The organism is Methylobacterium platani (assembly GCF_001653715.1).
Classification (GTDB): Bacteria; Pseudomonadota; Alphaproteobacteria; order Rhizobiales; family Beijerinckiaceae; genus Methylobacterium; species Methylobacterium platani.
The window spans coordinates 22,927-43,905 of record NZ_LWHQ01000052.1; the positions used below are offsets into that span (position 1 = coordinate 22,927).

General features: G+C 73.4%; 22 protein-coding genes. 17 read left to right on the forward strand and 5 right to left on the reverse strand.

Going from position 1 to position 20,979, the window contains the following annotated elements; genetic code table 11:
- Window positions 1-48: 48 nt before the first annotated feature.
- From A5481_RS25065 to A5481_RS25080, 4 genes are read left to right on the forward strand one after another with little or no spacing between them, the layout of a single operon-like run.
- Window positions 49-1,617 carry a phytoene desaturase family protein gene (locus A5481_RS25065; protein ID WP_048434501.1) on the forward strand — a complete coding sequence of 523 codons (1,569 nt, stop codon included), beginning with the start codon at window positions 49-51 and terminating at the stop codon, window positions 1,615-1,617.
- Window positions 1,614-2,042, forward strand: a complete 429-nt coding sequence (locus A5481_RS25070) for a DUF2141 domain-containing protein (protein ID WP_048434500.1) — start codon at window positions 1,614-1,616, stop codon at window positions 2,040-2,042. Before A5481_RS25065 ends, A5481_RS25070 begins: the two co-directional genes overlap by 4 nt.
- 57 nt (window positions 2,043-2,099) lie before the next feature.
- Window positions 2,100-3,071, forward strand: a complete 972-nt coding sequence (locus A5481_RS25075; protein WP_048434499.1) for an ABC transporter ATP-binding protein — start codon at window positions 2,100-2,102, stop codon at window positions 3,069-3,071.
- Window positions 3,068-4,279, forward strand: a complete 1,212-nt coding sequence (locus A5481_RS25080; protein WP_048434498.1) for an ABC transporter permease — start codon at window positions 3,068-3,070, stop codon at window positions 4,277-4,279. Before A5481_RS25075 ends, A5481_RS25080 begins: the two co-directional genes overlap by 4 nt.
- Before the next feature lie 16 nt (window positions 4,280-4,295).
- Here A5481_RS25080 and A5481_RS25085 read toward each other — a convergent pair whose 3' ends face one another.
- The gene (locus A5481_RS25085; protein ID WP_048434497.1) at window positions 4,296-4,685 is read right to left on the reverse strand and encodes a hypothetical protein; all 390 of its coding nucleotides are present in this window, start codon (window positions 4,683-4,685) and stop codon (window positions 4,296-4,298) included.
- A gap of 269 nt (window positions 4,686-4,954) precedes the next feature.
- Between A5481_RS25085 and A5481_RS25090 the strand changes: the two genes are divergently transcribed.
- Window positions 4,955-6,223, forward strand: a complete 1,269-nt coding sequence (locus A5481_RS25090) for an O-antigen ligase family protein (RefSeq protein WP_053082398.1) — start codon at window positions 4,955-4,957, stop codon at window positions 6,221-6,223.
- 115 nt (window positions 6,224-6,338) lie between these two features.
- Here A5481_RS25090 and A5481_RS25095 read toward each other — a convergent pair whose 3' ends face one another.
- The gene (locus A5481_RS25095) at window positions 6,339-6,515 is read right to left on the reverse strand and encodes a hypothetical protein (protein ID WP_156311882.1); all 177 of its coding nucleotides are present in this window, start codon (window positions 6,513-6,515) and stop codon (window positions 6,339-6,341) included.
- 282 nt (window positions 6,516-6,797) lie between these two features.
- On the opposite strand from A5481_RS25095, the gene A5481_RS25100 reads away from it, so the two are divergent.
- The 9 genes from A5481_RS25100 (at window position 6,798) to A5481_RS25140 (ending at window position 16,053) form a co-directional block, all read left to right on the forward strand.
- Window positions 6,798-7,109 carry a polyhydroxyalkanoic acid system family protein gene (locus tag A5481_RS25100; RefSeq protein WP_048434495.1) on the forward strand — a complete coding sequence of 104 codons (312 nt, stop codon included), beginning with the start codon at window positions 6,798-6,800 and terminating at the stop codon, window positions 7,107-7,109.
- A 176-nt stretch (window positions 7,110-7,285) separates the two neighbouring features.
- Entirely contained in the window at window positions 7,286-7,534 is a 249-nt protein-coding gene (locus tag A5481_RS25105) for a hypothetical protein (protein ID WP_156311881.1), read from the forward strand.
- A 250-nt stretch (window positions 7,535-7,784) separates the two neighbouring features.
- The gene (locus tag A5481_RS34740) at window positions 7,785-7,874 is read left to right on the forward strand and encodes a K(+)-transporting ATPase subunit F (protein ID WP_099905332.1); all 90 of its coding nucleotides are present in this window, start codon (window positions 7,785-7,787) and stop codon (window positions 7,872-7,874) included.
- Between the two features lie 12 nt (window positions 7,875-7,886).
- Complete coding sequence (gene kdpA / locus A5481_RS25115; RefSeq protein ID WP_048434493.1) at window positions 7,887-9,605, forward strand: potassium-transporting ATPase subunit KdpA; 1,719 nt, start codon at window positions 7,887-7,889, stop codon at window positions 9,603-9,605.
- Between the two features lie 2 nt (window positions 9,606-9,607).
- Window positions 9,608-9,793 (forward strand): hypothetical protein, encoded by a 186-nt coding sequence (locus tag A5481_RS25120; RefSeq protein ID WP_048434492.1) that lies wholly within the window; start codon window positions 9,608-9,610, stop codon window positions 9,791-9,793.
- Window positions 9,794-9,877: 84 nt separating this feature from the next.
- Window positions 9,878-12,007, forward strand: a complete 2,130-nt coding sequence (gene kdpB / locus A5481_RS25125; protein WP_048434491.1) for a potassium-transporting ATPase subunit KdpB — start codon at window positions 9,878-9,880, stop codon at window positions 12,005-12,007.
- Between the two features lie 11 nt (window positions 12,008-12,018).
- Complete coding sequence (locus tag A5481_RS25130) at window positions 12,019-12,627, forward strand: K(+)-transporting ATPase subunit C (RefSeq protein ID WP_048434490.1); 609 nt, start codon at window positions 12,019-12,021, stop codon at window positions 12,625-12,627.
- Between the two features lie 13 nt (window positions 12,628-12,640).
- Window positions 12,641-15,367 (forward strand): sensor histidine kinase, encoded by a 2,727-nt coding sequence (locus A5481_RS25135; protein WP_048434489.1) that lies wholly within the window; start codon window positions 12,641-12,643, stop codon window positions 15,365-15,367.
- Window positions 15,364-16,053: a response regulator transcription factor gene (locus A5481_RS25140; protein WP_048434488.1), complete on the forward strand. Its 690-nt coding sequence runs from the start codon at window positions 15,364-15,366 to the stop codon at window positions 16,051-16,053. Before A5481_RS25135 ends, A5481_RS25140 begins: the two co-directional genes overlap by 4 nt.
- Here the strand turns inward: A5481_RS25140 and A5481_RS25145 are convergent.
- Window positions 16,029-16,226: a hypothetical protein gene (locus A5481_RS25145; protein WP_048434487.1), complete on the reverse strand. Its 198-nt coding sequence runs from the start codon at window positions 16,224-16,226 to the stop codon at window positions 16,029-16,031. The two genes, A5481_RS25140 and A5481_RS25145, sit on opposite strands and share 25 nt — an antisense overlap.
- A 222-nt stretch (window positions 16,227-16,448) precedes the next feature.
- Window positions 16,449-16,814, reverse strand: coding sequence for a hypothetical protein (locus tag A5481_RS25150; RefSeq protein ID WP_210179221.1), 366 nt, complete (start codon window positions 16,812-16,814; stop codon window positions 16,449-16,451).
- 276 nt (window positions 16,815-17,090) lie between these two features.
- On the opposite strand from A5481_RS25150, the gene A5481_RS25155 reads away from it, so the two are divergent.
- Window positions 17,091-17,387: a hypothetical protein gene (locus A5481_RS25155; protein WP_048434485.1), complete on the forward strand. Its 297-nt coding sequence runs from the start codon at window positions 17,091-17,093 to the stop codon at window positions 17,385-17,387.
- Between the two features lie 241 nt (window positions 17,388-17,628).
- On the forward strand, window positions 17,629-18,591 hold the full coding sequence (locus tag A5481_RS25160) for a hypothetical protein (protein ID WP_048434484.1): 963 nt from the start codon (window positions 17,629-17,631) through the stop codon (window positions 18,589-18,591).
- Between the two features lie 79 nt (window positions 18,592-18,670).
- Here the strand turns inward: A5481_RS25160 and A5481_RS25165 are convergent, their stop codons facing one another.
- Entirely contained in the window at window positions 18,671-20,221 is a 1,551-nt protein-coding gene (locus A5481_RS25165) for a Do family serine endopeptidase (protein WP_048434483.1), read from the reverse strand.
- Between the two features lie 220 nt (window positions 20,222-20,441).
- Between A5481_RS25165 and A5481_RS25170 the strand changes: the two genes are divergently transcribed.
- Entirely contained in the window at window positions 20,442-20,729 is a 288-nt protein-coding gene (locus A5481_RS25170) for a hypothetical protein (protein WP_245238882.1), read from the forward strand.
- Window positions 20,730-20,979: the final 250 nt, after the last annotated feature.

Below are 20,979 nucleotides of genomic sequence, written 5' to 3' on the forward strand. Positions count from 1 at the left end.
TAGACCATACGCACGGGTGACCGTTTCGGTCTGGCAGGAGGTGGAACGTTGTTGCAGCCGCGGGATGGGTACCGCACCCTGTCGGGGCGCCGGGCGGTGGTGGTCGGGGCGGGGCCGGGCGGCCTCGCGGTGGCCTTGATGCTCGCCCGCGACGGCGTGCAGGTGACGGTGATCGAGAAGGAGGAGAGCGTCGGCGGACGCACCCGCACGGTCACGGCGCCCGGCGGCTACAGGTTCGACATCGGGCCGACCTTCTTCCTCTACCCGCGCATCCTGGCCGACATCTTCGAATCCTGCGGCGAGCGGCTGGAGGACCACCTCACCCTCGAGCGGCTCGATCCGCAATACCATCTCGTCTTCGAGGGCGGCGGCGAGATCCGGGCGACGCCGGACGTCGCGCGGCTCGAGGCCGAGATCGCCCGCATCGCGCCGGACGACGCGAAGAACGTGCGCCGCTTCCTCGACGACAACCGCCGCAAGCTCGCGGCCTTCATCCCGGTCTTGCAGCAGGCCTGCGATTCGCTCCGCAGCTTCGTCTCGCCTGCGATGCTGGCGGCCCTGCCGCTGTTGCGCCCCCACGCCACCGTCGACCGCGACCTGACGCGCTACTTCAAGGACCCGCGGGTCCGCCTCGCCTTCTCGTTCCAGACCAAATATCTCGGGATGTCGCCGTTCCGGTGCCCGAGCCTGTTCACCATCCTGAGCTTCCTCGAATACGAGCACGGGGTGTACCACCCGGTCGGCGGCTGCGGCGCGGTCTCGGAGGCGATGGCCGGCCTCGCCCGACGCCTCGGCGTCGAGATCAAGCTCGGCACATCCGTCGACCGGGTGCTGTTCGAGGGCAAGCGCGCCGTCGGCGTCGAGGCCGGGGGCGAGCGCATCGGTGCCGACGCGGTCGTCATCAACGGCGACTTCGCCAAGGTCGTGCCCGAACTGGTGCCGGAAGCTCGCCGGCCGCGCTGGCGGAACGCCAAGGTGGCGAAGGCGCGGCTCTCCTGCTCGACCTACATGCTCTATCTCGGCATCGACGGACCGATGCCGGAGAGCCTCGGCCACCACACCATCCTGCTGTCGGAGGATTACGCCCGCAACATCCGCGAGGTCTCCGACGGGGTGCTGCCGATGCAGCCCTCGATCTACGTCCAGCATGCCGGCTACACCGACGGCGGCATGGCGCCTCCCGGCCAGACCAGCCTCTACGTGCTGGTGCCGGTGCCGAACCTGCGCGCCGGGATCGACTGGGCGAGCGTCGGCCCGTCCTACCGGGCGCTGGTGCTCAAGCGCCTGGAGAAGCTCGGGCTGACCGACATCGAATCGCGCATCCGCTACGAGCGCGTGGTCGATCCGACCCAGTGGCGCGACGAGTTCGCGGTGCACGAGGGCGCGACCTTCAACCTCTCGCACGATCTCGGGCAGATGCTCTACTTCCGGCCCCACAACCGCTTCGGGCCCGGGCTCTACCTCGTCGGCGGCGGCACCCATCCGGGCTCCGGCCTGCCGGTGATCTACGAGGGCGCCCGCATCACCGCGCGGCTGATGGCCGAGGACCTGGCGCTCCAGCCCGCCCCGGCCCGCGGGATGCCGCTCGCGGCGGCGAGCCTCGGGGAAGCCTCGTGAGGCGCACCCTCCCGGCGCTCGCGGCCGTCGTCCTGCTCCTGGCGGGTCCTGCCGCCGCGGCGGACCTCGCGGTCGAGGTCGACGGGGTCGAGCCGGGGGCCGGCCGGGTCTTCGTCGCGCTCTGCACCGGGTCGCTCGCCGAGGAGGCCTGCCGCATCGGCCAGAGCGGGCCGGCGGCGGCCCCGAGCCTGCGCTTCGGCTTCACCGAGGTGCCGCCGGGCACCTACGCGGTCGCGGCGTTCCAGGACCTCGACGGCGACGGGCGGCTCGGCCGCACGGGCCTGGGCCTGCCGACCGAGCCCTACGGCTTCTCGAACGGCGCCGGCCGCCGCGGCCGCCCGGATTTCTCCGCCGCCGCCCTGCGCCTCGCCGAGCCGGGGTCGAGCGTGCGGGTGCGCCTCACCCGCGCCCTGCCGGCGCGGTAGCGCGTGCCGCGGTCGGTGATCCTTTCGAAAGCCGCAAAGCCCTGCTGTCGTGACGGGATGACGCCCGACCCCGCGGCGGAGGTCCGCGACCTCGCCTTCTCGTACCGCAGCCACCGGATCCTCGACGGGATCGACCTCGCCCTGGCCCGGGGCGAGACCGCGGCCCTGCTCGGCCCCAACGGCGCCGGCAAGACCTCGCTGATGCGTCTGCTCGCCGGGCGCCTCGTCCCGCAGGCCGGCCGCGTGCGCGTGGCGGGGGGCGATCCGGCGCGCGAGCCCGGCATTCGCCGCGCCATCGCCTGGGTGCCGCAGGAGATCGCCCTCTATCCGCGCCTGACCGCGCGGGAGAACCTCGAGGTGTTCGCCCGCCTCCTCGGCCTGCCCCGGGCGGCGCGGGCGCCGGCGGTGGCCCGCGCCCTGGCGCGGGCCGGGCTCGAGGCGGCGGCGGACCGGCTCGTCGGCGTGCTCTCCGGCGGCTACCAGCGCCGGGCCAACATCGCGGCCTCGCTCCTCGGCGAGCCCGCCCTGGTGCTCCTCGACGAGCCGACGCAGGGGGTCGACCAGGCCGCCCGGGCGGCGATCCACGCGGTGCTCGAGCGCCTGCCCGAATCCGGGGCGGCCGTGCTGATCGCCACCCACGACTTCGCCGAGGCCGAGCGCCTGGCCGACCGGGTCCTGGTGCTCCAGGACGGCGCCCTGCGCCTCGACGGGCGCCTCGCCGACCTGCTCGCCGGCCTGCGGGCCGGCCCGCCCGAGCACGAGGTGGCGCTCGCCGAGGCCGCCGGCCCGGCGGCGGCCGCCGCCCTGCGCCAGGCCGGCTTCCATCCGGCCTCGCCCCTCACCTGGAGGGCCGGGAGCACCGTGGCGGGCGGGCGCGACGGCGCCGCCCTGCTGGCGCACCTGCGCCGCCACGGCGTGCCGGTGCGGGAGATCCGGGTGCGCGAACCGGGCCTCGACGGGCTCTACCGCGACGTGACCGAGGCGGCCCCGCCCGATCCGGTCGGCGCGGATCTGGAGATCCCGGCATGATCGTGGCGTCGTTCCGGGTGATGTGGCTCACGCTCTGGCGCGACCGGGCCGCCCTGGTGATGGCCTTCGTGCTGCCGACGGTGATCTTCTGCGTCTTCGCGGCGATCTTCTCCGGCGCCGTCGGCGAGCGCATCCGCATCCAGGTCGGGCTCCAGGACCGGGCCCGGACCGCCACCACGGGGCGCCTCGTCGCGGCGTTGCGGGCCGATCCGGCCCTGCGCACGACGGAGCTGCACGGCGATCCCGTCACGGCGGTGCGCCGGGGCGAGGTCGACGTCGCCCTGGTGCTGCGCGGCGACCTCGCGGCCGGAAGCACGGCCGCGGACGCGCCGATCCTCGTCGTCGAGAGCCCGGCGCGGGCGCTCGCCACCCCGATCGCCCTCGGCCAGGTGCAGCGGGTGCTCAACGAGGCCCTGCCCGACGTGGTGCTGTCGCGGGTCGTCGCCGACGTCGAGCGCACCGGCAAGATCGGCCCGGACGAGCGCGCCTTCCTGGATCGCGCCTTCGCCGAGAGCCGCGAGAAGCGCGAGGCCTTCTCCTTCGCGGCCCTGGTGGCGCGGCGCTCGACGGCGGAGGGCCGGGACGGCCAGGACGGCGGCAACGCCCGCGTCGCCTACTATGCCGGGGCGATCGCCGCCGTGTTCCTGCTCTTCGCCGCCATGCAGGGCGCCCTGTCCCTGGTCGAGGAGCGCCAGTCCGGCATCGCCGACCGCCTCGCCGCCGCCCCGGGCGGCCTGCCGGTGGTGGTGCTCGGCAAGTTCCTGTTCCTGGTGCTCCAGGGCACCGCGCAAGGGGCGCTGATCTTCGCGGCCGCCGCCTTGGTCTACGGCGTCTCGGTCGGGGCGCATTTCGCGGCCTGGCTCGTCACCGGGGTGCTGGTCGCCGCCATGGCGGCGGGCCTCGGCCTCGCCGCCTGCGCGGCGGCGCGCTCCCGCCAGCAGGCCCACCTCGTCTCGACCTTCGGGGTGCTGCTGCTCTCGGCGGTCGGCGGCAGCATGGTGCCGCGCTTCCTGATGCCGCCCTGGCTCCAGAGCCTCGGCTGGCTCACCCCGAACGCCTGGGCGATCGAGGCCTACCAGGCGGCCCTGGCGGAGGGGGCCGGCGCCGCCTGGCCGGCCTGGGCGGTGCTGGCGGGGCTCGCCGCCGCGGGCCTCGGGCTGGCGCTGGCGCTCACGGCGCGGCCGGCCCCGGGGCCGGCGCGGGCGTGAGCGATCGCCTCGCGGCTCAGCCCTTCAGCCGCTTGTTGCACTCCGAGTAGTAGCCGCCGCCCTTCGCGATCCAGTTCAGGCCGCCGTTGCCGGCCCCGCCGGCCGCCTTGTTGGCGTTGTACTGGTCGAGGCAGGTGTGCTGGCGGGCGGTGCCGGGCGATTCCTTGGCGTATTTCGGCGCGATCGCCGTGGGGTAGATCGCGCCGGCGGCCGGGGCCGTCGCAGCCGGGGCTGCCGGCTTGGCGGGCACCGCGGGCGGGTTCGGCGGCAGGCCCTGATTCGGAAGGCCCTGACTCGGCTTGGCGGCGCCGGGGCCGAACGGGTTCGGGGCCGGGGCGGTCGTCTGGGCGAAGGCCGGGGCGGCGAGCGCGCCGACGAGCAGCAGGGAGGCGAGGGAGAGGCGCATCGGTGGTGTCCGGACTCGGGTGGCGCGAGCTTAGCAGCCCCGGGGCGCAAGGGCGACATATGACGCAGCGACATATGACGCAGCGACATATGACGCCGCGGGACCCGAGGCCGCTGGATCCGGCGCGGCCTCGGCCTTGCGCTTACGCCTTGCGGAGGAGCCCACTCCCTTTTGCGACGCTCCGCCCGGGCCGGGGCGCGGGTTAAGCAGGGCGCCTGCGAAGGCTGGGCCGGGCGTCCGGCCCCGCGATCCCGGGAGTGTGAAGGCCGATGCTGATCGCCACCAGCGCCCTGCTGATCCTCCTCGCCTGGCATTACGGCCCGCGGCGCTTCATCGAGGGGGTGGTGGTGGCGCGCGCCTCCCTCGATCCGGTCTTCACCCTGACGAAGTTCGGCGGCCTCGACGAGATGGGCGTCGGGGCGTCGGTCAACCTCGCGGTGCTGGTGGTGGCGGCGGCCTGCGTGGCGACCCGGCCGCGGGTGAGCCCGGTGCCGGCCTTCGTCCTGTGGCTGCCGCTCCTCCTGGTCTGCTTGGTGTCGACGCGCGTCACGCCCGACCCGGCCAACGCGATGCGGCTGCTGATGCTGCTGGCGACGCATGCCGCCTTCTGCCTGCTCGCCTTCTACGTCGTGCGCGACCTCGCCGACCTGCGCCGCATCCTGCTGCTCATCGTCGCGAGCTCGATCGCGCCGACGCTCTATGCCGGGCTGCAGCTCGCCATGGGCTGGGCGGTGTTCGGCGACGACGGCATCCGGGTCTTCGGCACCTTCACGCACCCCAACATCTACGCCTTCTACCTGATGACGATCCTGGCGGTGGTCCTGACGCTGCTCGCCGGCCCCGCCTTCGGCCTGAGCCCGCGGCTGCGCCGGACGCTGGTGCTCTACGTCCCGGTCCTGCTCGGGCTGATCCTGCTGACCAAGACCCGCAGCGCCTGGGCGGGCGCCGCCCTGATCCTGCTCACCCACGGGCTGTTCTTCGACCGGCGCACCCTGCTCTACTTCCTCGGCGTGCCGGCGGCCCTGGTGGCGATGCCGGAACTCGCCGAGCGCTTCGCCGACCTGCAGCAGGGCAACACCGCGGGTGCCTACGAGACGCTGAACTCCTACGCCTTCCGGTTGATCCTGTGGCAGAGCGCCCTGGTCTGGTTCTGGGAGCGCCCGATCTTCGGTTGGGGCCTGTCGAGCTTCGGCCACTACGTCACGCAGTTCTTCCCGCTGCCGATCGAGGGCGACACCTTCGAGTCGCACAGCGTCTACGTGCAGCTGCTGTTCGAGACCGGGGTGATCGGGCTGTGCGCCTATCTCTGGCTCTACGTGCGGGTCATCGCCAGGATGGCGACGCTGATCCTGCGCGGCGAACGCTGGGCCGGGATGCTGCTGGCGATGATCGCCGCCTACCTGCTGATGGCCTATTCGGACAACATGCTCTACTACCTGGTTCCGACCTGGTACATGTGGTTCGTCCTCGGCGGCGCCTGCGCGGTGCTGCGGCAGCGCCGGGCGGTCCGCCGGCGGCCGGTCCCGCTCCCGGCCTGAGATGCGCGCCCGTCAGCGCAGGTGGACGGCGATCCAGAGCACCGCGAGGGCGACGAGCCCGGCGACGAGCCAGCGCAGGACGCGGGATCCGGGAACCGGCCGCAAAGGCCCGCCCTCACTCGGCCGAGCGCCTGACGGCCGCGCCCGCGATGATGGTGGCGAGCGCCGCGGCGCCGAGCCCGTCCTGCAACGCCCGCACCGGCTCGTCCGGCATCGCCAGCCACCACAGGCCGGCCGTGGCCGCGATGCACACGGCGACGGCCCCGAGGATTCCCCGCCCGATCACGCTCAAGACCCGCCTCCGCCCGAAGCCCGACATTGCCCAGGGGGGCGAACGTCCCCCCTGGGCCTTGGTCTCGCTTAAGCCAAGCGGGCCGGCTTGGACAGCGCGGGGCCGCAACGGTCCCGCGCCCCGGGGCCCGTTCCCGGTTCCGATCCTTGACCCTCCGCACCCGCTGCCGATTGAATTCCCCCGCGGCATGACGAATCTCAGCCGCAGATGATTCGGCGTTCGCCGGGGCATCGTGCCCGGAGCCGGCCCGACGCGGGGTCCCGGCGGGCGGCGGAGACGGTGATGGCGAAGCCCCTGGTCGTCGTGATTCCCCACCAGCTCGGCCGGGCCGAGGCGCGGCGGCGCATCGAGGCCCGCCTCGGCCAGGGTCGCGACCTCGTGCAGAAGGCCGGCCTCACCATGCAGGACCCGGTCTGGGAGGGCGACACCCTCGCCTTCGTGCTCGGCGCCATGGGCCAGACGGTCGGCGGCACCATCGCGGTCGAGGACGAGGCCGCCCGCGTCGAGGTCCGCCTGCCGCTGCTGCTCGGGATGTTCTCGGCCAAGGTGCGGCAGGTCATCGCCGAGAAGGGCGGCGAGCTGCTGGCGGCCTGAGCCCCGCTCCCGGGCGGCGCGCATCCGCCGCCGGGCGCCGCGCCTCTATGAGATCTTGATACCGCGTCCCGGCCGGCCGCATCGTTTCCCCCTGCCCGCGATCGCAAGACCCCCCGGTCGAGCCGCACGCGGGGGGATGCCGGATGGAGGGGGGGCACGGCCGGCGCGCGCGCGCCATGGCGACCGGACACGCGCGCCGCGGCGCGCCGGGCGACCTGCGGCGGGCGCCCCTGTGCCCCGTGCGCGCCGCCTGCCGGCTCTGCGGCTTCCCCGTCCGCGGCTTCCTCGCCGGCACCACCTGCGTGCTGCAGGTCGACGACCGGGCGCTGCGCGCCGCGTGCCGCGAGGCCGCGGACGGCGCCGGCCGCGGGGAGCACGCCTGCGCCGGCCTGCAGGAGGCGGTCCGGGCCGCGAGACGCCCCTGACGCCGAGGGCCCGCCCCGGTCTTTATGCCGCCTTTATGGCGCGGCGCTCCGGCCCCTCTCGAATCCCTATGCGTTCGGGAGGATGTCCCCGTGGTCGGGGCCGCGACGCGGCCCGATCCGATGCGGCGCCGGCCCGGCGCCCGATGGGGACACCCATGTTCGATTTCCTGATGCTGGCGGCGGGCCTGGGCTTCTTCGCCCTGTCGCTCGGCTACGTCTCCTTGTGCGAACGCCTGTGAGGAGGCCCGCGATGACCCTCGATTACGGGCTCGGCGGCCTGATGACCCTCGGGCTGCTCGCCTACCTCGCCTACGCCCTCGTGCGGCCCGAGCGGTTCTAGAGGAGCGCCGACATGACACTCGCCGGCTGGATCCAGATCGCGCTGTTCTGCGCGATCGTCCTCGCCCTGGTGAAGCCGCTCGGTCTCTACATGACCCGGGTCTTCACCGGCGCCTCCACCCCGCTCTCTCCCCTGCTGCGCCCGGTCGAGCGCGGCCTCTACCGCCTCGCCGGCATCGACGAGCGCCACGAGCAGCACTGGCTGACTTACGCGGGCGCCATGCTGGTCTTCCACGCCGCCGGGTTCGTGCTGCTCTACGCTATCCTGCGGCTGCAGGGCCTCCTGCCCCTCAACCCCGCCGAACAGGGCGCGGTGGCGCCGGACCTCGCCTTCAACACCGCGGTCAGCTTCGTCACCAACACCAACTGGCAGAATTACGGCGGCGAGAGCACCCTCTCCTACCTGTCGCAGATGCTGGGGCTGACGCACCAGAACTTCCTCTCGGCGGCGACCGGCATCGCGCTCGCCGTGGCGCTGATCCGGGGCTTTGCCCGGGCGTCGGCCCGCACGGTCGGCTCGTTCTGGGTCGACCTGACCCGCTGCACCCTCTACGTGCTGCTGCCGCTCTGCATCGTCTACACCCTGTTCCTGGTCTGGCAGGGCGTGCCGCAGACGCTCGCGCCCTACGCCGAGGCCACCACCCTCGAGGGGGGAAAGCAGACCATCGCGCTCGGCCCGGTGGCGAGCCAGGTGGCGATCAAGATGCTCGGCACCAACGGCGGCGGCTTCTTCAACGCCAACGCCGCCCACCCGTTCGAGAACCCGACCGCCTGGTCGAACCTGATCCAGATGGTATCGATCTTCGGCTTAGGTGCCGCGCTCACCAACGTGTTCGGCCGCATGGTCGGGGACGAGCGCCAGGGCTGGGCGATCCTCGGCGCGATGGGCGTGCTGTTCCTCGCCGGCACCGCCGTCACCTACTGGGCCGAAGGCGCCGGCAACCCGCTGCTCAACGCACTGGGCCTCCAAGGCGGCAACCTCGAGGGCAAGGAGATCCGCTTCGGCATCCCCGGCTCGGCCCTGTTCGCGGTGGTGACGACGGCCGCCTCCTGCGGCGCGGTCAACGCCATGCACGACGCCTTCACGGCGCTCGGCGGCCTGATCCCGCTCGTCAACATGCAGCTCGGCGAGATCATCGTCGGCGGCGTCGGCGCCGGCCTCTACGGCATGCTGGTCTTCGTGGTGGTGGCGATCTTCGTCGCCGGCCTGATGGTCGGGCGCACGCCCGAATATCTCGGCAAGAAGATCGAGGCCCGGGAGGTCAAGATGGCGATGCTCGCCATCCTGTGCCTGCCGCTGATGATGCTCGGCTTCACGGCGCTCGCCACCGTGCTGCCGGCGGGTCTCGCGGGACCTGCCAACGCAGGGCCGCACGGCTTCACCGAGATCCTCTACGCCTTCACGTCGGCGGCGGCGAACAACGGCTCGGCCTTCGCGGGCCTGTCGGGCAATACCCCGTTCTACAACCTGACGCTGGGGGCCGGCATGCTGGTCGGCCGGTTCTTCGTCATCATCCCGGCGCTCGCCATCGCCGGCTCGCTCGCGGCGAAGAAGACGGTGCCGGCCTCCGCCGGGACCTTCCCGACCCATGGCGGCCTGTTCGTCGGCCTGCTCGTCGGGGTGATCCTGATCCTCGGCGGCCTGACCTTCCTGCCCTCGCTGGCGCTCGGACCCATCGTCGAGCACCTCGCGGGCTCGGCCGGCCAGACCTTCGCGGCGGCGGGGGGCTGACCATGACCACCCACGCCGACCGCCTGCGCCGGGGCCTGTCCCGGCACCGGCCGCGCTCCGCCCCGCTCGCCGACCGCTCCGCCTTGCGGCCCTGCGACATCGTCCTGGCGCTCACCGGCCTCGCGCTGCTCGGCTCCGGCGCGCTCTGGGCGGCGATCATGCTCGGGAGCGCGGCGCTGGCGCCGTGACGGCGTACGCTCCCCGACCCAGTCCGACGATCCCGGCGGCGCCCGCGCGCCGCCGCCCTCCCGGCTCATCCGGATCCCAAGGTCATGGCCCACACCCCGAAATCCTCCCTCCCGAAATCCTCCCTGCTGAGCGCCGGCCTGATCGGGCCGGCCTGCCTCGGCGCGGTCACCAAGCTCGACCCGCGCCAGATGGTGAAGAACCCCGTGATGTTCGTGGTCGAGGTCGTGGCGGCCTTCACCACCCTGCTGTTCGTCCGCGACCTCGTCACCGGCGGCCAGGACCTCGGCTTCACCGGCCAGATCATCCTCTGGCTGTGGTTCACCGTGCTGTTCGCCAACTTCGCCGAGGCGGTGGCGGAAGGGCGCGGCAAGGCGCAGGCCGATTCGCTGCGCCGCACCCGCACCGAGACGACGGCGAAGCTCCTCGCCGGCCCCGCCGCCGCGCCCGGCGGCCCGCGGACTCCTTACGAGACCGTGCCGGGTGCCGGGCTCAAGGTCGGCGACGTGGTGCTGGTCGAGGCCGGCGACGTGATCCCGTCGGACGGCGAGGTGATCGAGGGCATCGCCTCGGTCAACGAGGCGGCGATCACCGGCGAATCCGCCCCCGTGATCCGCGAATCCGGCGGCGACCGCTCGGCGGTGACCGGCGGCACGCAGGTGCTCTCCGACTGGATCCGGGTGCGGATCACGGCCGCCGCCGGCTCGACCTTCATCGACCGGATGATCGCGCTCGTCGAAGGCGCCTCCCGGCAGAAGACCCCCAACGAGATCGCGCTGAACATCCTGCTGTCCGGCCTGACCATCGTGTTCGTGTTCGCGGTGGCCTCGATCCCGAGCTTCGCGGCTTATGCCGGCGGCGCGATCCCGCTGGCCGTCCTGGTGGCGCTGTTCGTCACCCTGATCCCGACCACGATCGGGGCGCTGCTCTCGGCGATCGGCATCGCCGGCATGGACCGGCTGGTGCGCTTCAACGTGCTGGCGATGTCGGGCCGGGCCGTCGAGGCGGCGGGCGACGTCGACACGCTGCTCCTCGACAAGACCGGCACGATCACGCTCGGCAACCGCCAGGCGACGGAGTTCCGCCCGGTGCGCGGCGTCACCCCGGGCACGCTGGCGGATGCGGCCCAGCTCGCCTCGCTCGCCGACGAGACGCCGGAGGGCCGCTCGATCGTGGTGCTCGCCAAGGAGGCGCACGGCATCCGCGCCCGCGACATGGGAAGCCTCGCCGCCACCTTCGTGCCGTTCACCGCGCAGTCGCGGATGTCGGGGATCGACCTCGACGGGTCGTCGATCCGGAAAGGCGCGGTCGAGGCGGTGATCGCCAGCCTGGAGGCCGCCCCGGCCCTGGTCGGAACCGGCGCCGCCGCCCGGGTGCTGCAGCCCCGCCTCGACCCGGCGGCGGCGGCGGAGGTCCGGGCCATCGCCGAGGAGATCGCCAAGGCCGGCGGCACGCCGCTCGCGGTCGCCCGCGACGGCCGGCTCCTCGGCGTCGTCCACCTCAAGGACATCGTCAAGGGCGGCATCCGGGAGCGCTTCGCGGAGCTGCGCCGGATGGGCATCCGCACGGTGATGATCACCGGCGACAACCCGATGACCGCCGCCGCCATCGCGGCGGAAGCCGGCGTCGACGACTTCCTCGCGCAAGCCACGCCGGAGGACAAGCTGGCGCTGATCCGGCGTGAGCAGGCGCAAGGCAAGCTCGTGGCGATGTGCGGCGACGGCACCAACGACGCGCCCGCGCTCGCCCAGGCCGATGTCGGCGTGGCGATGAACACCGGCACGGTGGCGGCCCGCGAGGCCGGCAACATGGTCGACCTCGATTCCGACCCGACCAAGCTCATCGAGATCGTCGAGATCGGCAAGCAGCTGCTGATGACCCGCGGCGCGCTCACCACCTTCTCGATCGCCAACGACGTGGCGAAGTACTTCGCCATCATCCCGGCGATGTTCGTCGGGCTCTACCCGCAGCTCCAGGCCCTCAACGTGATGGGGCTCGCTTCGCCCCAGAGCGCGATCCTGTCGGCGATCATCTTCAACGCGCTGATCATCGTGGCGCTGATTCCGCTGGCTTTGCGCGGCGTCAGCTACCGCGCCGTCGGCGCCGCCGCGTTGCTGCGGCGCAACCTCCTGATCTATGGTCTCGGCGGGATCGTGGTGCCGTTCGCCGGCATCAAAGTGATCGACCTCGCCGTGAGCGCCCTCCATCTGGCTTGAGAGACCCCGCCATGCTCCGGCACCTCCGCCCCGCCCTCGTGCTCCTCACCGGCCTGACCCTCGTCACCGGCCTCGCCTACCCGCTCGCCATGACGGGAGTCGCCGAACGGCTCTTCCCGGCGCAAGCCCAAGGCAGCCTCGTCCGCAACGCCGACGGGACGCTCGTCGGCTCCGCCCTCATCGGCCAGGCCTTCACCAGCGAGCGCTACTTCCACGGCCGCCCCTCGGCGACCGTGGCGCCCGATCCGGCCGACGCCGCGAAGACGGTGGCCGCCCCCTACAACGCCGCCAATTCCGGCGGTGCCAACCTGGGGCCGACCAACCCGGCGCTGATCGACCGGGTGAAGGCCGACCTCGCGGCGCTGAAGGCCGAGAACCCCCACGACCCGGTGCCGCAGGACCTCGTCACCACCTCGGGGTCGGGCCTCGACCCCGACGTCTCGCCCGAGGCCGCCCTGTTCCAGGTGCCCCGGGTGGCAGGTGCCCGCGGCATCTCCGAGGACGCCCTGCGCGCCCTCGTCGCCGGGCAGGTGCAGGAGCCGAGCCTCGGCTTCCTCGGCGAGCGCCGGGTCAACGTGCTCGCCCTCAACCGCGCCCTCGACGCGCAAGCGGCCCGATGAGGCGAGCGGCCCGATGAGGCAAGACAGGCCGCGCGAAGGCCTGCGGCCCTCGCCCGACGCGCTCCTGGCGCAGGCGCGCCGGGAGGCGCCCGGGCGCGGGCGCCTCAAGATCTTCCTCGGCGCCGCGCCGGGGGTCGGCAAGACCTACGAGATGCTGACGAGCGCCCATGCCCGCCGGCGCGAGGGCGTCGACGTGGTGGTGGGCGTCGTCGAGACCCACGGCCGGCCCGAGACCGAGGCCCTGGTCGCCGGGCTCGACGTGCTGGCGCGCCGCATCGTGCCGTATGGCGGCGGCACGTTCGACGAGATGGATCTCGACGGGCTGCTGGCCCGGAAACCCCAGCTGGCGCTCGTCGACGAGCTCGCCCACACCAACGCCCCGGGCTCGCGCCACCCGAAGCGCTACCTCGACGTCGAGGAGCTGCTCCAGGCCGGCATCGACGTCCACACCACCCTCAACATCCAGCACGTCGAGAGCCTGAACGACGTGGTGGCGCAGATCACCCGGATCCGGGTGCGCGAGACGGTGCCGGATTCGATCCTCGACCGGGCCGACGACATCGAGGTCATCGACCTCTCCCCCGGCGACCTGATCCAGCGCCTGCGCGAGGGCAAGGTCTACCTGCCGCGCCAGGCCGAGCGGGCGCTCAGGCACTACTTCTCCCCCGGCAACCTGACGGCGCTCCGCGAGCTCGCGCTCCGCCGCACCGCCCAGCAGGTCGACGACCAGCTCGTCACCCACATGCGGGCCCACGCGATCCCGGGCCCCTGGGCGGCGGGCGAGCGGGTGCTGGTCTGCATCAGCGAGGACCCGCGCTCGGCGAGCCTCGTGCGCACCGCCAAGCGCCTCGCCGACCGGCTGCGGGCGCCGTTCACCGCGCTCACCATCGAGAGCCGGCGCAGCGCAAGCTTGAGCGAGGCCGAGCGCGACCGCATCGCCGACACCCTGCGGCTCGCCGAGCGCCTAGGGGCCGAGACCGCGACCCTGCCGAGCCAGGGCCGGATCGCCGACGACGTGGTGGCCTTCGCCCGCGAGCACAACGTCACCCACGTGGTGATCGGCAAGTCGACCCGCTCGCGCTGGTTCGAGCTCCTCAACGGCTCGGTGGTGCACGACCTCCTGCGCCGCTCCGGCCCGATCAGCGTCCACGTCGTGGCCGGCGAGGAGATCGCAGGCGCACCCGCCCCCCACAAGGGCGTGCGCACCGCCGCCCCGCCGACGCCGAGCGCCCTGCCCTACGCCGCCGCGCTCGCCGCGGTCGCGGGCGCGCTGGGCCTCGGGCTCGTGCTGCAATCCTCGCTCGGGCACGAGAGCACCGACCTCGTCTTCCTCACCGCCGTGGTGGCGGTGGCGGTGCGCTTCGGGCTCTACCCGTCGCTCGCCGCGGTGCTGGCCTCCTCGCTCGCCTACAACTTCTTCTTCCTGCCGCCGCTCTACACCTTCACCATCGCCGACCCGACCAACGTCGTCGCGCTGTTCTTCTTCACCCTGGTGGCGGTGGTGGTCTCGAACCTCGCCGGCCGGGTGCGGGCCGAGGCGACGATCTCGCGGGCGCGCAGCCGAGCGACCGAGGCGCTCTACGGCTTCTCGCGCAAGCTCGCGAGCTGCGGCACCCTCGACGACGTGCTGTGGGCCACCGCCTACCAGATCGCCCTGATGCTGCGCCTGCGGGTGGTGCTGCTCCTGCCGGAGACGGGTGGCGTGAATGCAGGCACCGTCACCGTGATGGCGGGCTACCCGCCGGAGGACTTCCTCGACGAGGCCGACCTCGCGGCGGCGAAATGGACCTTCGACCACGGCCGCCCGGCGGGACGCGGCGCCGACACCCTGCCGGGGGCCAAGCGCCTGTTCCTGCCCCTGCGCACCGGCCGCGGCATGGTCGGGGTGGTCGGGCTCGACGGCGACAAGCCGGGGCCGCTCCTCACCCCCGACCAGCGCCGGCTCCTCGACGCGCTCGCCGACCAGGGGGCGCTCGCCATCGAGCGGGTCCACCTCGTCGAGGACCTCGACCGCGCCCGGCGCTCGGCCGAGACCGACCGGCTGCGCCAGGCGCTGCTGTCGTCGCTCTCGCACGACCTCAAGACGCCGCTCGCCGCGGTGCTCGGCGCGGCCACGACCCTGCGCGACCTCGGGGACGCCCTCGACCGGGAGGCGCAGGGCGACCTGCTCGCGACCATCGTCGACGAGGCCGAGCGGCTGAACCGCTTCATCGCCAACCTGCTCGACATGACGAAGCTCGAATCCGGCGCGGTGGCGCCGAACCTCGCCCCCCACGACCTCGCCGAGATCGTCGGCACGGCGCTCGAGCGCACGGCCAAGATCCTGGCCCATCACCGCGTCGCGCTGGCCCTGGATGCCGGCCTGCCCGTCCTGAGCCTCGACGCGGTGCTGACGGAGCAGGTGCTGTTCAACCTCCTCGACAACGCCGCCAAGTACGCCCCCGAGGGCAGCCTGGTGCGGATCGAGGGGTGGCGCGAGGGGGACACGGTCTCCTTGACGATCCTCGACGAGGGCGAGGGCCTCCCGGTGGGCGACGAGGAGCGGATCTTCGACACCTTCTACCGGGTGAGGAAGAGCGACCGGGTCCGGGCCGGGACGGGCCTCGGCCTCGCCATCTCCCGCGGCTTCGTCGAGGCGATGGGCGGGCGGATTACCGCCCGCAACCGCCCGGACCGGACCGGGGCCGCCTTCACCCTGACGCTGCCGGTGCCCCGCGCCGCCCTGGAGGACGCCGCGTGACGAACGACCCCCGCATCCTGGTGATCGACGACGAGCCGCCGATCCGCAAGCTCCTGCGGGTAGGCCTCGGCAGCCAGGGCTACGCGGTGGCGGAGGCCCAAAACGGCCGCACCGCCCTCGACCTCCTGGAGCGCGAGGCCTTCGCGCTCGCCATCCTCGATCTCGGCCTGCCCGACATCGCCGGCCACGCGCTCCTGGCGCAGATCCGCGCCCGCCGGCCCGACCTGCCGGTGATCGTGCTGTCGAGTCGCGACGACGAGGCCGGCAAGGTCGAGGCCCTCGATCTCGGGGCGGACGACTACGTCACCAAGCCGTTCGGCATGAACGAGCTTCTGGCCCGGATGCGCAACGCGCTGCGCCACCAGCTCGCGGTCGGCGGCGAGCGCCCGGTCTTCCGGGCCGGCGAGCTGTCGGTCGACCTCGTGCGCCGGATCGTGCGGGTGGGGGAGCGCGAGGTGAAGCTGTCGCCGAAGGAATACGACGTGCTGCGCCTGCTCGTGCTCCATGCCGGCAAGGTGCTGACCCACGCCCACCTGCTGCGCGAGGTCTGGGGCTCGGCGGCCGACCCGCAATACCTGCGGGTCTACGTGCGCCAGCTGCGCCAGAAGCTCGAGCCGGAGCCGGAGCGCCCGCGCATCATCCTGACCGAGACCGGAATCGGCTACCGGCTGCGGGCGCCGGATTGAGGCGGCGGCGCGGGACGCTCCTCCGGCGCGGGCGGCGCACGCCGCACCCAGGCGTCGAGGGCCCAGCCGATGCCGCGACCGGCGGCGGCCACGAAGACCAGCGATCCGGCGAGGTGGAGGAAGAGCGGCGCGTTCGACGCGGGCGCCAGCAGGGCGGGCAAGGTGGCGGGCAAGGCGGCGGGTTCCTGGACTCGCGTGGAGGGGATCTCTCGGGAGAAGCGTCCGGCGGACATCATGACCGCCGCGCCCCGCCCGGCCGCCAGTGCTCCGGCGCCACAGGGCCCCGGGCCGCGACGCCCGCCCGAGGGGAGCGGCGGCGGACGGGGCCGCCGGTGTGGCGGCCGCGCCTCAGGCTGGATGCACCCGCGGCCGGCGCGGAAGGGGGATCTCGCGAATCAGCGCGGGGCGGCCGCCGCGGGCGCCCACGGCGTGAGCGTCGCCGCCAGGATGGCGCAGCAGCGGATCGGCAGCGGGCAGTCCGCCCCGGCGCCGCGGTGGCAGAGCCGGCGGGCGGGTGCGGGCGGTCCCGCGTCCCCGGCCTCGCCGGCCAGGACGGCGAGCAGCCGTTCCTCCTGATGGTACTCGAGGCCGAGGGACACCCGCATGCCGCGCAGGACGTTCCGCTCGGTCTCGGTCGAATGCCCGTCGCGCTCGCGGGTCTCGATCAATGATGCCTGCCGAACCGCCCGGTCGCACGTCGCACCGATATTGGACTGGACTTGGGTCAGCAGCCCCCGCACGTCCATCGCTTCCCCTCGCATTGTCACGTCCGCGGATCTGTGGCCGTCCGCGCTTGTCTCGACTTGATCCCAGTCGATGCGGCCGGGGAAGGGAGATCACGGTTAAATGGGAGCGGGGCCGGCCCCCGATGTGGCGGGTGTGCATCCTCCGAGGGTCGTCGGCGGTGGTGCAACCGGGCACGGATGGCGGGCGCGGTGCGAAAACCCGCCGCCCGCGGTCCCGGCGCCCCACAAAAAGCCATGCTCGGCTGTCTCCATGGCCTGCACGAGTCGCAAGCGCGCGAGAGACCGACGACGATGATGCAGATTGCCGCCTTCCTGGTGTTCCTCGCCATGGGCGTGACCAACCTCCTGGCGGTGCAGGCCGGGCTGACGGCGGTGCTGGGCGTGCCGGTGCTGCTCGCCCTCGTGGTCGCGGTGCCGGTCTTCTACTTCCGCTTCGTCGGCTCGGCGGCGGGCATCGTCGGGGCGATCGTCGGCTGGCAGATGTCGCCGCCGCTGGCGGTGCTGCTGTTCTGCTGGCCGGTGCTGGTCTACGGCTTCCTGCGCGGCGGGGCCGAGGCCCGGACCTTCCTCGCCCGGCGCGCCGCCTGAGCCGCCCGGCCCCGCGCGTCCGGCACGCGCGACTTGTCACGCCCCGGCCGGTCGTCGCCGTCGCGAGGCCCGAGCGGGCCGGCTCCTCCCTGCACGATGCCGCAGGGGCAGAACGCAAGGGCGCTTCGCGGCCATCCCCAGGTTTTTTCATCTAAGTCTTTGTCGCGGATGCACTTTCCACCGGGATGAGGGCATACTGGCTTCGTCGCGCCGAGGGTTGCGCAGAGCGGGGCGGTGGAGCGTGCGGGACGGAAACGGGCGATTCGGCCTCGGCCTGGCGGCACTCGCCGCCGTCGCCATTCCGTTCGCCGTGATCGCGGTCCTCGATCCGCGCATCGGCCTGCTGCGCCCACGCCCGGCGGGCGAGGCGGCCCAGGCTCCCCTCACGGCCCCCGCCGACGCTCCGGCCCGCCGGCCGCCGCGCGAGGCCGGAGCGGACGAAGCCGGATCTGAGGCCAGGACGTCCGAGGCCAAGACGTCCGACACGAAGTCCCCCGACGCCCCAACCTCCGCCATCAGGCCCTCGAACACCTGGACCGAGAGTCCCGGGCGCCCCTGCCCGATCTGCACGGCCACCGAGCCGGCCCCGCCGATCCGGGGCACGCTGCCGGATCCCGACATCCAGATCCCCGACGTGGCGGCCGAACGCGCCGCCCAGCGCGCGCGGCTGATCGGCTGGACCGCCCATCCCGACCGGGTGTCGGGCTCGGCCACCGCCCTCGACCTGATCGGCCTCGTCTTCACCGCGCCGCGGGAGGCCGGGGCCGGCTACCGGCCGCTCGCGATCGATCTCGCCGGGGCGCCCGACCGCGCCGTGGTGGTGGTGACCGAGCAACCGGTGACCCTCGCCGTGACGAGCGTCCCGCCCGACCGCGCCGGGGCGCTCGGCGTCGAGTCGAGCGCCGCCTTCGGGCTGGCGGACGGGCGCTCCGGCCTGCTCGCGGGGTTCCGCGCTCTGCCCTACGGCGCCGCCGCGGTCGCGCCGGTGCTCGATCCGCTGCGCTTCGGCCCCGGGACCCTGCGCGGCTTCTGCGCGGCCCTGCGGCTGTGGGCCCTGCAGTTCGGCCTGCCGACCGGCCGCACCCGCTACACCCTGATCGAGAACCCGACCCGGATCGCGCTCGCCGGCGAGGCGCTGCAGACCGACGGCACCGCCCGCGGCCGGGTCTCCGGCCGGCGGCTCGCCCGGCTGTGCCGGGTGTGACGGCGCCGCTCGACCCCGCCACCGGACGCGAGAACGCCGGCCCCTCGCGGGGCCGGCGCATCGTGTCGCGCTCGAAGGATCAGCCGTTCTTCGTCTGCAGGCCGATCGCCACGAAGCGGGTGCCCTTGTCGTTCTTGATCCGCATCAGCACCGCCTTGCGGCCGTCGCTCTCCGCGGCGCGGATGCGGGTGGCGACGTCGGACAGGGTCGAGACCGGCTGGCCGCCGACGTCGAGGATGACGTCGCCTTCCTGGATGCCCTTGGCCGCCGCCGGGCCGTCGGGATCGACGCCCATCACCGCGACGCCCTCCTGGCCGGCGCCGACCTGGGCCGCCGGGGCGAGGTTCAGACCGAGCCGCGGCTGGCTGTCGCCGCGGCTGCCGCCATTGTCGTTGGCCGCCACCTTGGTGTCGTTCGGCAGCGTGCCGAGGGTCACCTGGGCGTTCTCGGTCTTGTTGCCGCGGACATAGGTGAGGTCCACCTTGGTGCCGGGCTTCAGCGAGGCGATCTTGCGGGACAGCTCGCGGGCGTCGGTCACCGGCTCGCCGTTCACCGCCTGGACCACGTCGCCGGACTTCAGGCCCGCCTTGGCGGCGGGCGTGCCGTCCTGGGCGCTGTTCACCAGCGCGCCCTTGGCCTTGTCGAGGCCGAGGCTGTCGGCGATGTCCTTCGTCACCGGCTGGATCTGCAGGCCGAGATAGCCGCGGGCGACCTTGCCGTCGGCGCGCAGCTGGTCGACCACCGCCTGCACCGTCTCGGACGGGATCGCGAAGGCGAGGCCGACGTTGCCGCCGGACGGCGAGGCGATCGCGGTGTTGACGCCCACCACCTCGCCGGAGACGTTGAAGGTCGGCCCGCCGGAATTGCCCTTGTTGATCGGCGCGTCGATCTGCAGGAAGTCGTCGTAGGGGCCGGCGCCGATGTCGCGGCCGCGGGCCGAGACGATGCCGGCGGTCACCGTCCCGCCGAGGCCGAACGGGTTGCCGATCGCCACCACCCAGTCGCCGACCTGCGGCGCGCCGTGGGCGAGCTTCACGTAGGGGAAGGGCGCGCCGTCGGTGACCTTGAGGAGCGCGAGGTCGGTCTTCGGGTCGGTGCCGATGATCTTCGCCGGCAGGGTGCGGCCGTCGTCGAGGGTGACCTCGACCGACTTGGCGTTGTTCACGACGTGGTTGTTGGTCACCACGTAGCCGTCGGCCGAGATGAAGAAGCCAGACCCTTGCGCCGCGCCGCCGCCGTGGCGCTGCGGGCGCTGCATGCCGCCGCCCGGGCCGCCCTCGCCGAAGCGGCGGAAGAACTCGCGCAGCTGCGGCGGCACGTTCTGCGGGGCCTGCTGGCCGCCGCCCTCCTCGTCGTCCGAGGCGTCGTCCTTCAGCTTCACCTTCACCGAGACGACGCCCGGCTTCACCCGGTTGACGATCGGCGCGAAGCTGCCCGGCGGGTGCTCGGCCGCGGTGATCGGGGTCTGCGGCAGGGCCTGGGCGTAGGCCGGGGTGCTCGGCGGCAGGAAGGCGGTGCCCAGCGCGCCGGTGGCCACCAGGGTGACGGCCGCCACGGAGGTAAGGGCCTTGCGGTGGAAGCGGCGGGTCGCGGAGGCGGTGTCGCGGGAATGGTCGGTGGTCTGGGACATCGGGGTTCTCTGAGGCTCCGTCTCACGATGGCCGCGCCGGCGGCCGTTCGATGGGGCCATTATGGCCGGCGGCCCTGACCGGCCCGTGGCGCGAAGATTACGGTTTCGTCAGGCGCCCCGCGCCCGGCCGCCCCGCCCTTCCCGGAGCGCAATCCACCTCTGCCGCGAACCGGAAGGCCCGGCTGGTGTTGAACGCTTCGGAAAGAGCCGGAGAGGTCGAATGTCGATGCCGTTGACCCGCGCCGCCACCCTGGCGGCAGCGGCCGGAATCCTGGCGTGTCTGGTCCCCGCCGAGGCGGGCGCCCAGGGCACCGAGCGGCAGCGCCTGGCCTGCATGACCGACGCGATGACGCTGTGCTCGCGCGACGTGCCGGACACGCGGCGCATCGAGCGCTGCCTGCGCCGCAACTACGCCCGCATCAGCGCCCCCTGCCAGGGGGAGCTGGACGCGGCCGCCGGGACCGCGCCGAGCCCGGATGCCGGCGGGGCCGTCCCGTCCGGGCGCTAAGCAGATCTCGCCGAAGTGATTACCGGTTCGGCGCCAAGAATCTGCGACAAAACAAGAACCCAAGCGGGCGAAGCGTTGGCCTGCCCACGGTCCACGACACGAGCTCCGTCGCCCTGCGGTCGGCCTCGCGGCCCATCGTTGGCCGACCCCCTTTCCCGGACGACTGGAGCGTCAGCGGAAGGAGATCCGGGATCCAGCCTGAAAAGTCGCGAAGCGTCCGCCTGTCTGCAACGCTGCAGACTATCGAGCC

Coding starts and splice junctions, on each gene's coding strand:
- A5481_RS25080 (WP_048434498.1), top strand. CDS start 3,068: ATGATCGTGGCGTCGTTCCGGGTGATGTGGCTCACGCTCTGGCGCGAC.
- A5481_RS25155 (WP_048434485.1), top strand. CDS start 17,091: ATGATGCAGATTGCCGCCTTCCTGGTGTTCCTCGCCATGGGCGTGACC.
- A5481_RS25085 (WP_048434497.1), bottom strand. CDS start 4,685: ATGCGCCTCTCCCTCGCCTCCCTGCTGCTCGTCGGCGCGCTCGCCGCC.
- A5481_RS25100 (WP_048434495.1), top strand. CDS start 6,798: ATGGCGAAGCCCCTGGTCGTCGTGATTCCCCACCAGCTCGGCCGGGCC.
- A5481_RS25090 (WP_053082398.1), top strand. CDS start 4,955: ATGCTGATCGCCACCAGCGCCCTGCTGATCCTCCTCGCCTGGCATTAC.
- kdpA (WP_048434493.1), top strand. CDS start 7,887: ATGACACTCGCCGGCTGGATCCAGATCGCGCTGTTCTGCGCGATCGTC.
- A5481_RS25075 (WP_048434499.1), top strand. CDS start 2,100: ATGACGCCCGACCCCGCGGCGGAGGTCCGCGACCTCGCCTTCTCGTAC.
- A5481_RS25120 (WP_048434492.1), top strand. CDS start 9,608: ATGACCACCCACGCCGACCGCCTGCGCCGGGGCCTGTCCCGGCACCGG.
- A5481_RS25135 (WP_048434489.1), top strand. CDS start 12,641: ATGAGGCAAGACAGGCCGCGCGAAGGCCTGCGGCCCTCGCCCGACGCG.
- A5481_RS34740 (WP_099905332.1), top strand. CDS start 7,785: ATGACCCTCGATTACGGGCTCGGCGGCCTGATGACCCTCGGGCTGCTC.
- A5481_RS25105 (WP_156311881.1), top strand. CDS start 7,286: ATGGCGACCGGACACGCGCGCCGCGGCGCGCCGGGCGACCTGCGGCGG.
- kdpB (WP_048434491.1), top strand. CDS start 9,878: ATGGCCCACACCCCGAAATCCTCCCTCCCGAAATCCTCCCTGCTGAGC.
- A5481_RS25130 (WP_048434490.1), top strand. CDS start 12,019: ATGCTCCGGCACCTCCGCCCCGCCCTCGTGCTCCTCACCGGCCTGACC.
- A5481_RS25165 (WP_048434483.1), bottom strand. CDS start 20,221: ATGTCCCAGACCACCGACCATTCCCGCGACACCGCCTCCGCGACCCGC.
- A5481_RS25170 (WP_245238882.1), top strand. CDS start 20,442: ATGTCGATGCCGTTGACCCGCGCCGCCACCCTGGCGGCAGCGGCCGGA.
- A5481_RS25150 (WP_210179221.1), bottom strand. CDS start 16,814: ATGCGAGGGGAAGCGATGGACGTGCGGGGGCTGCTGACCCAAGTCCAG.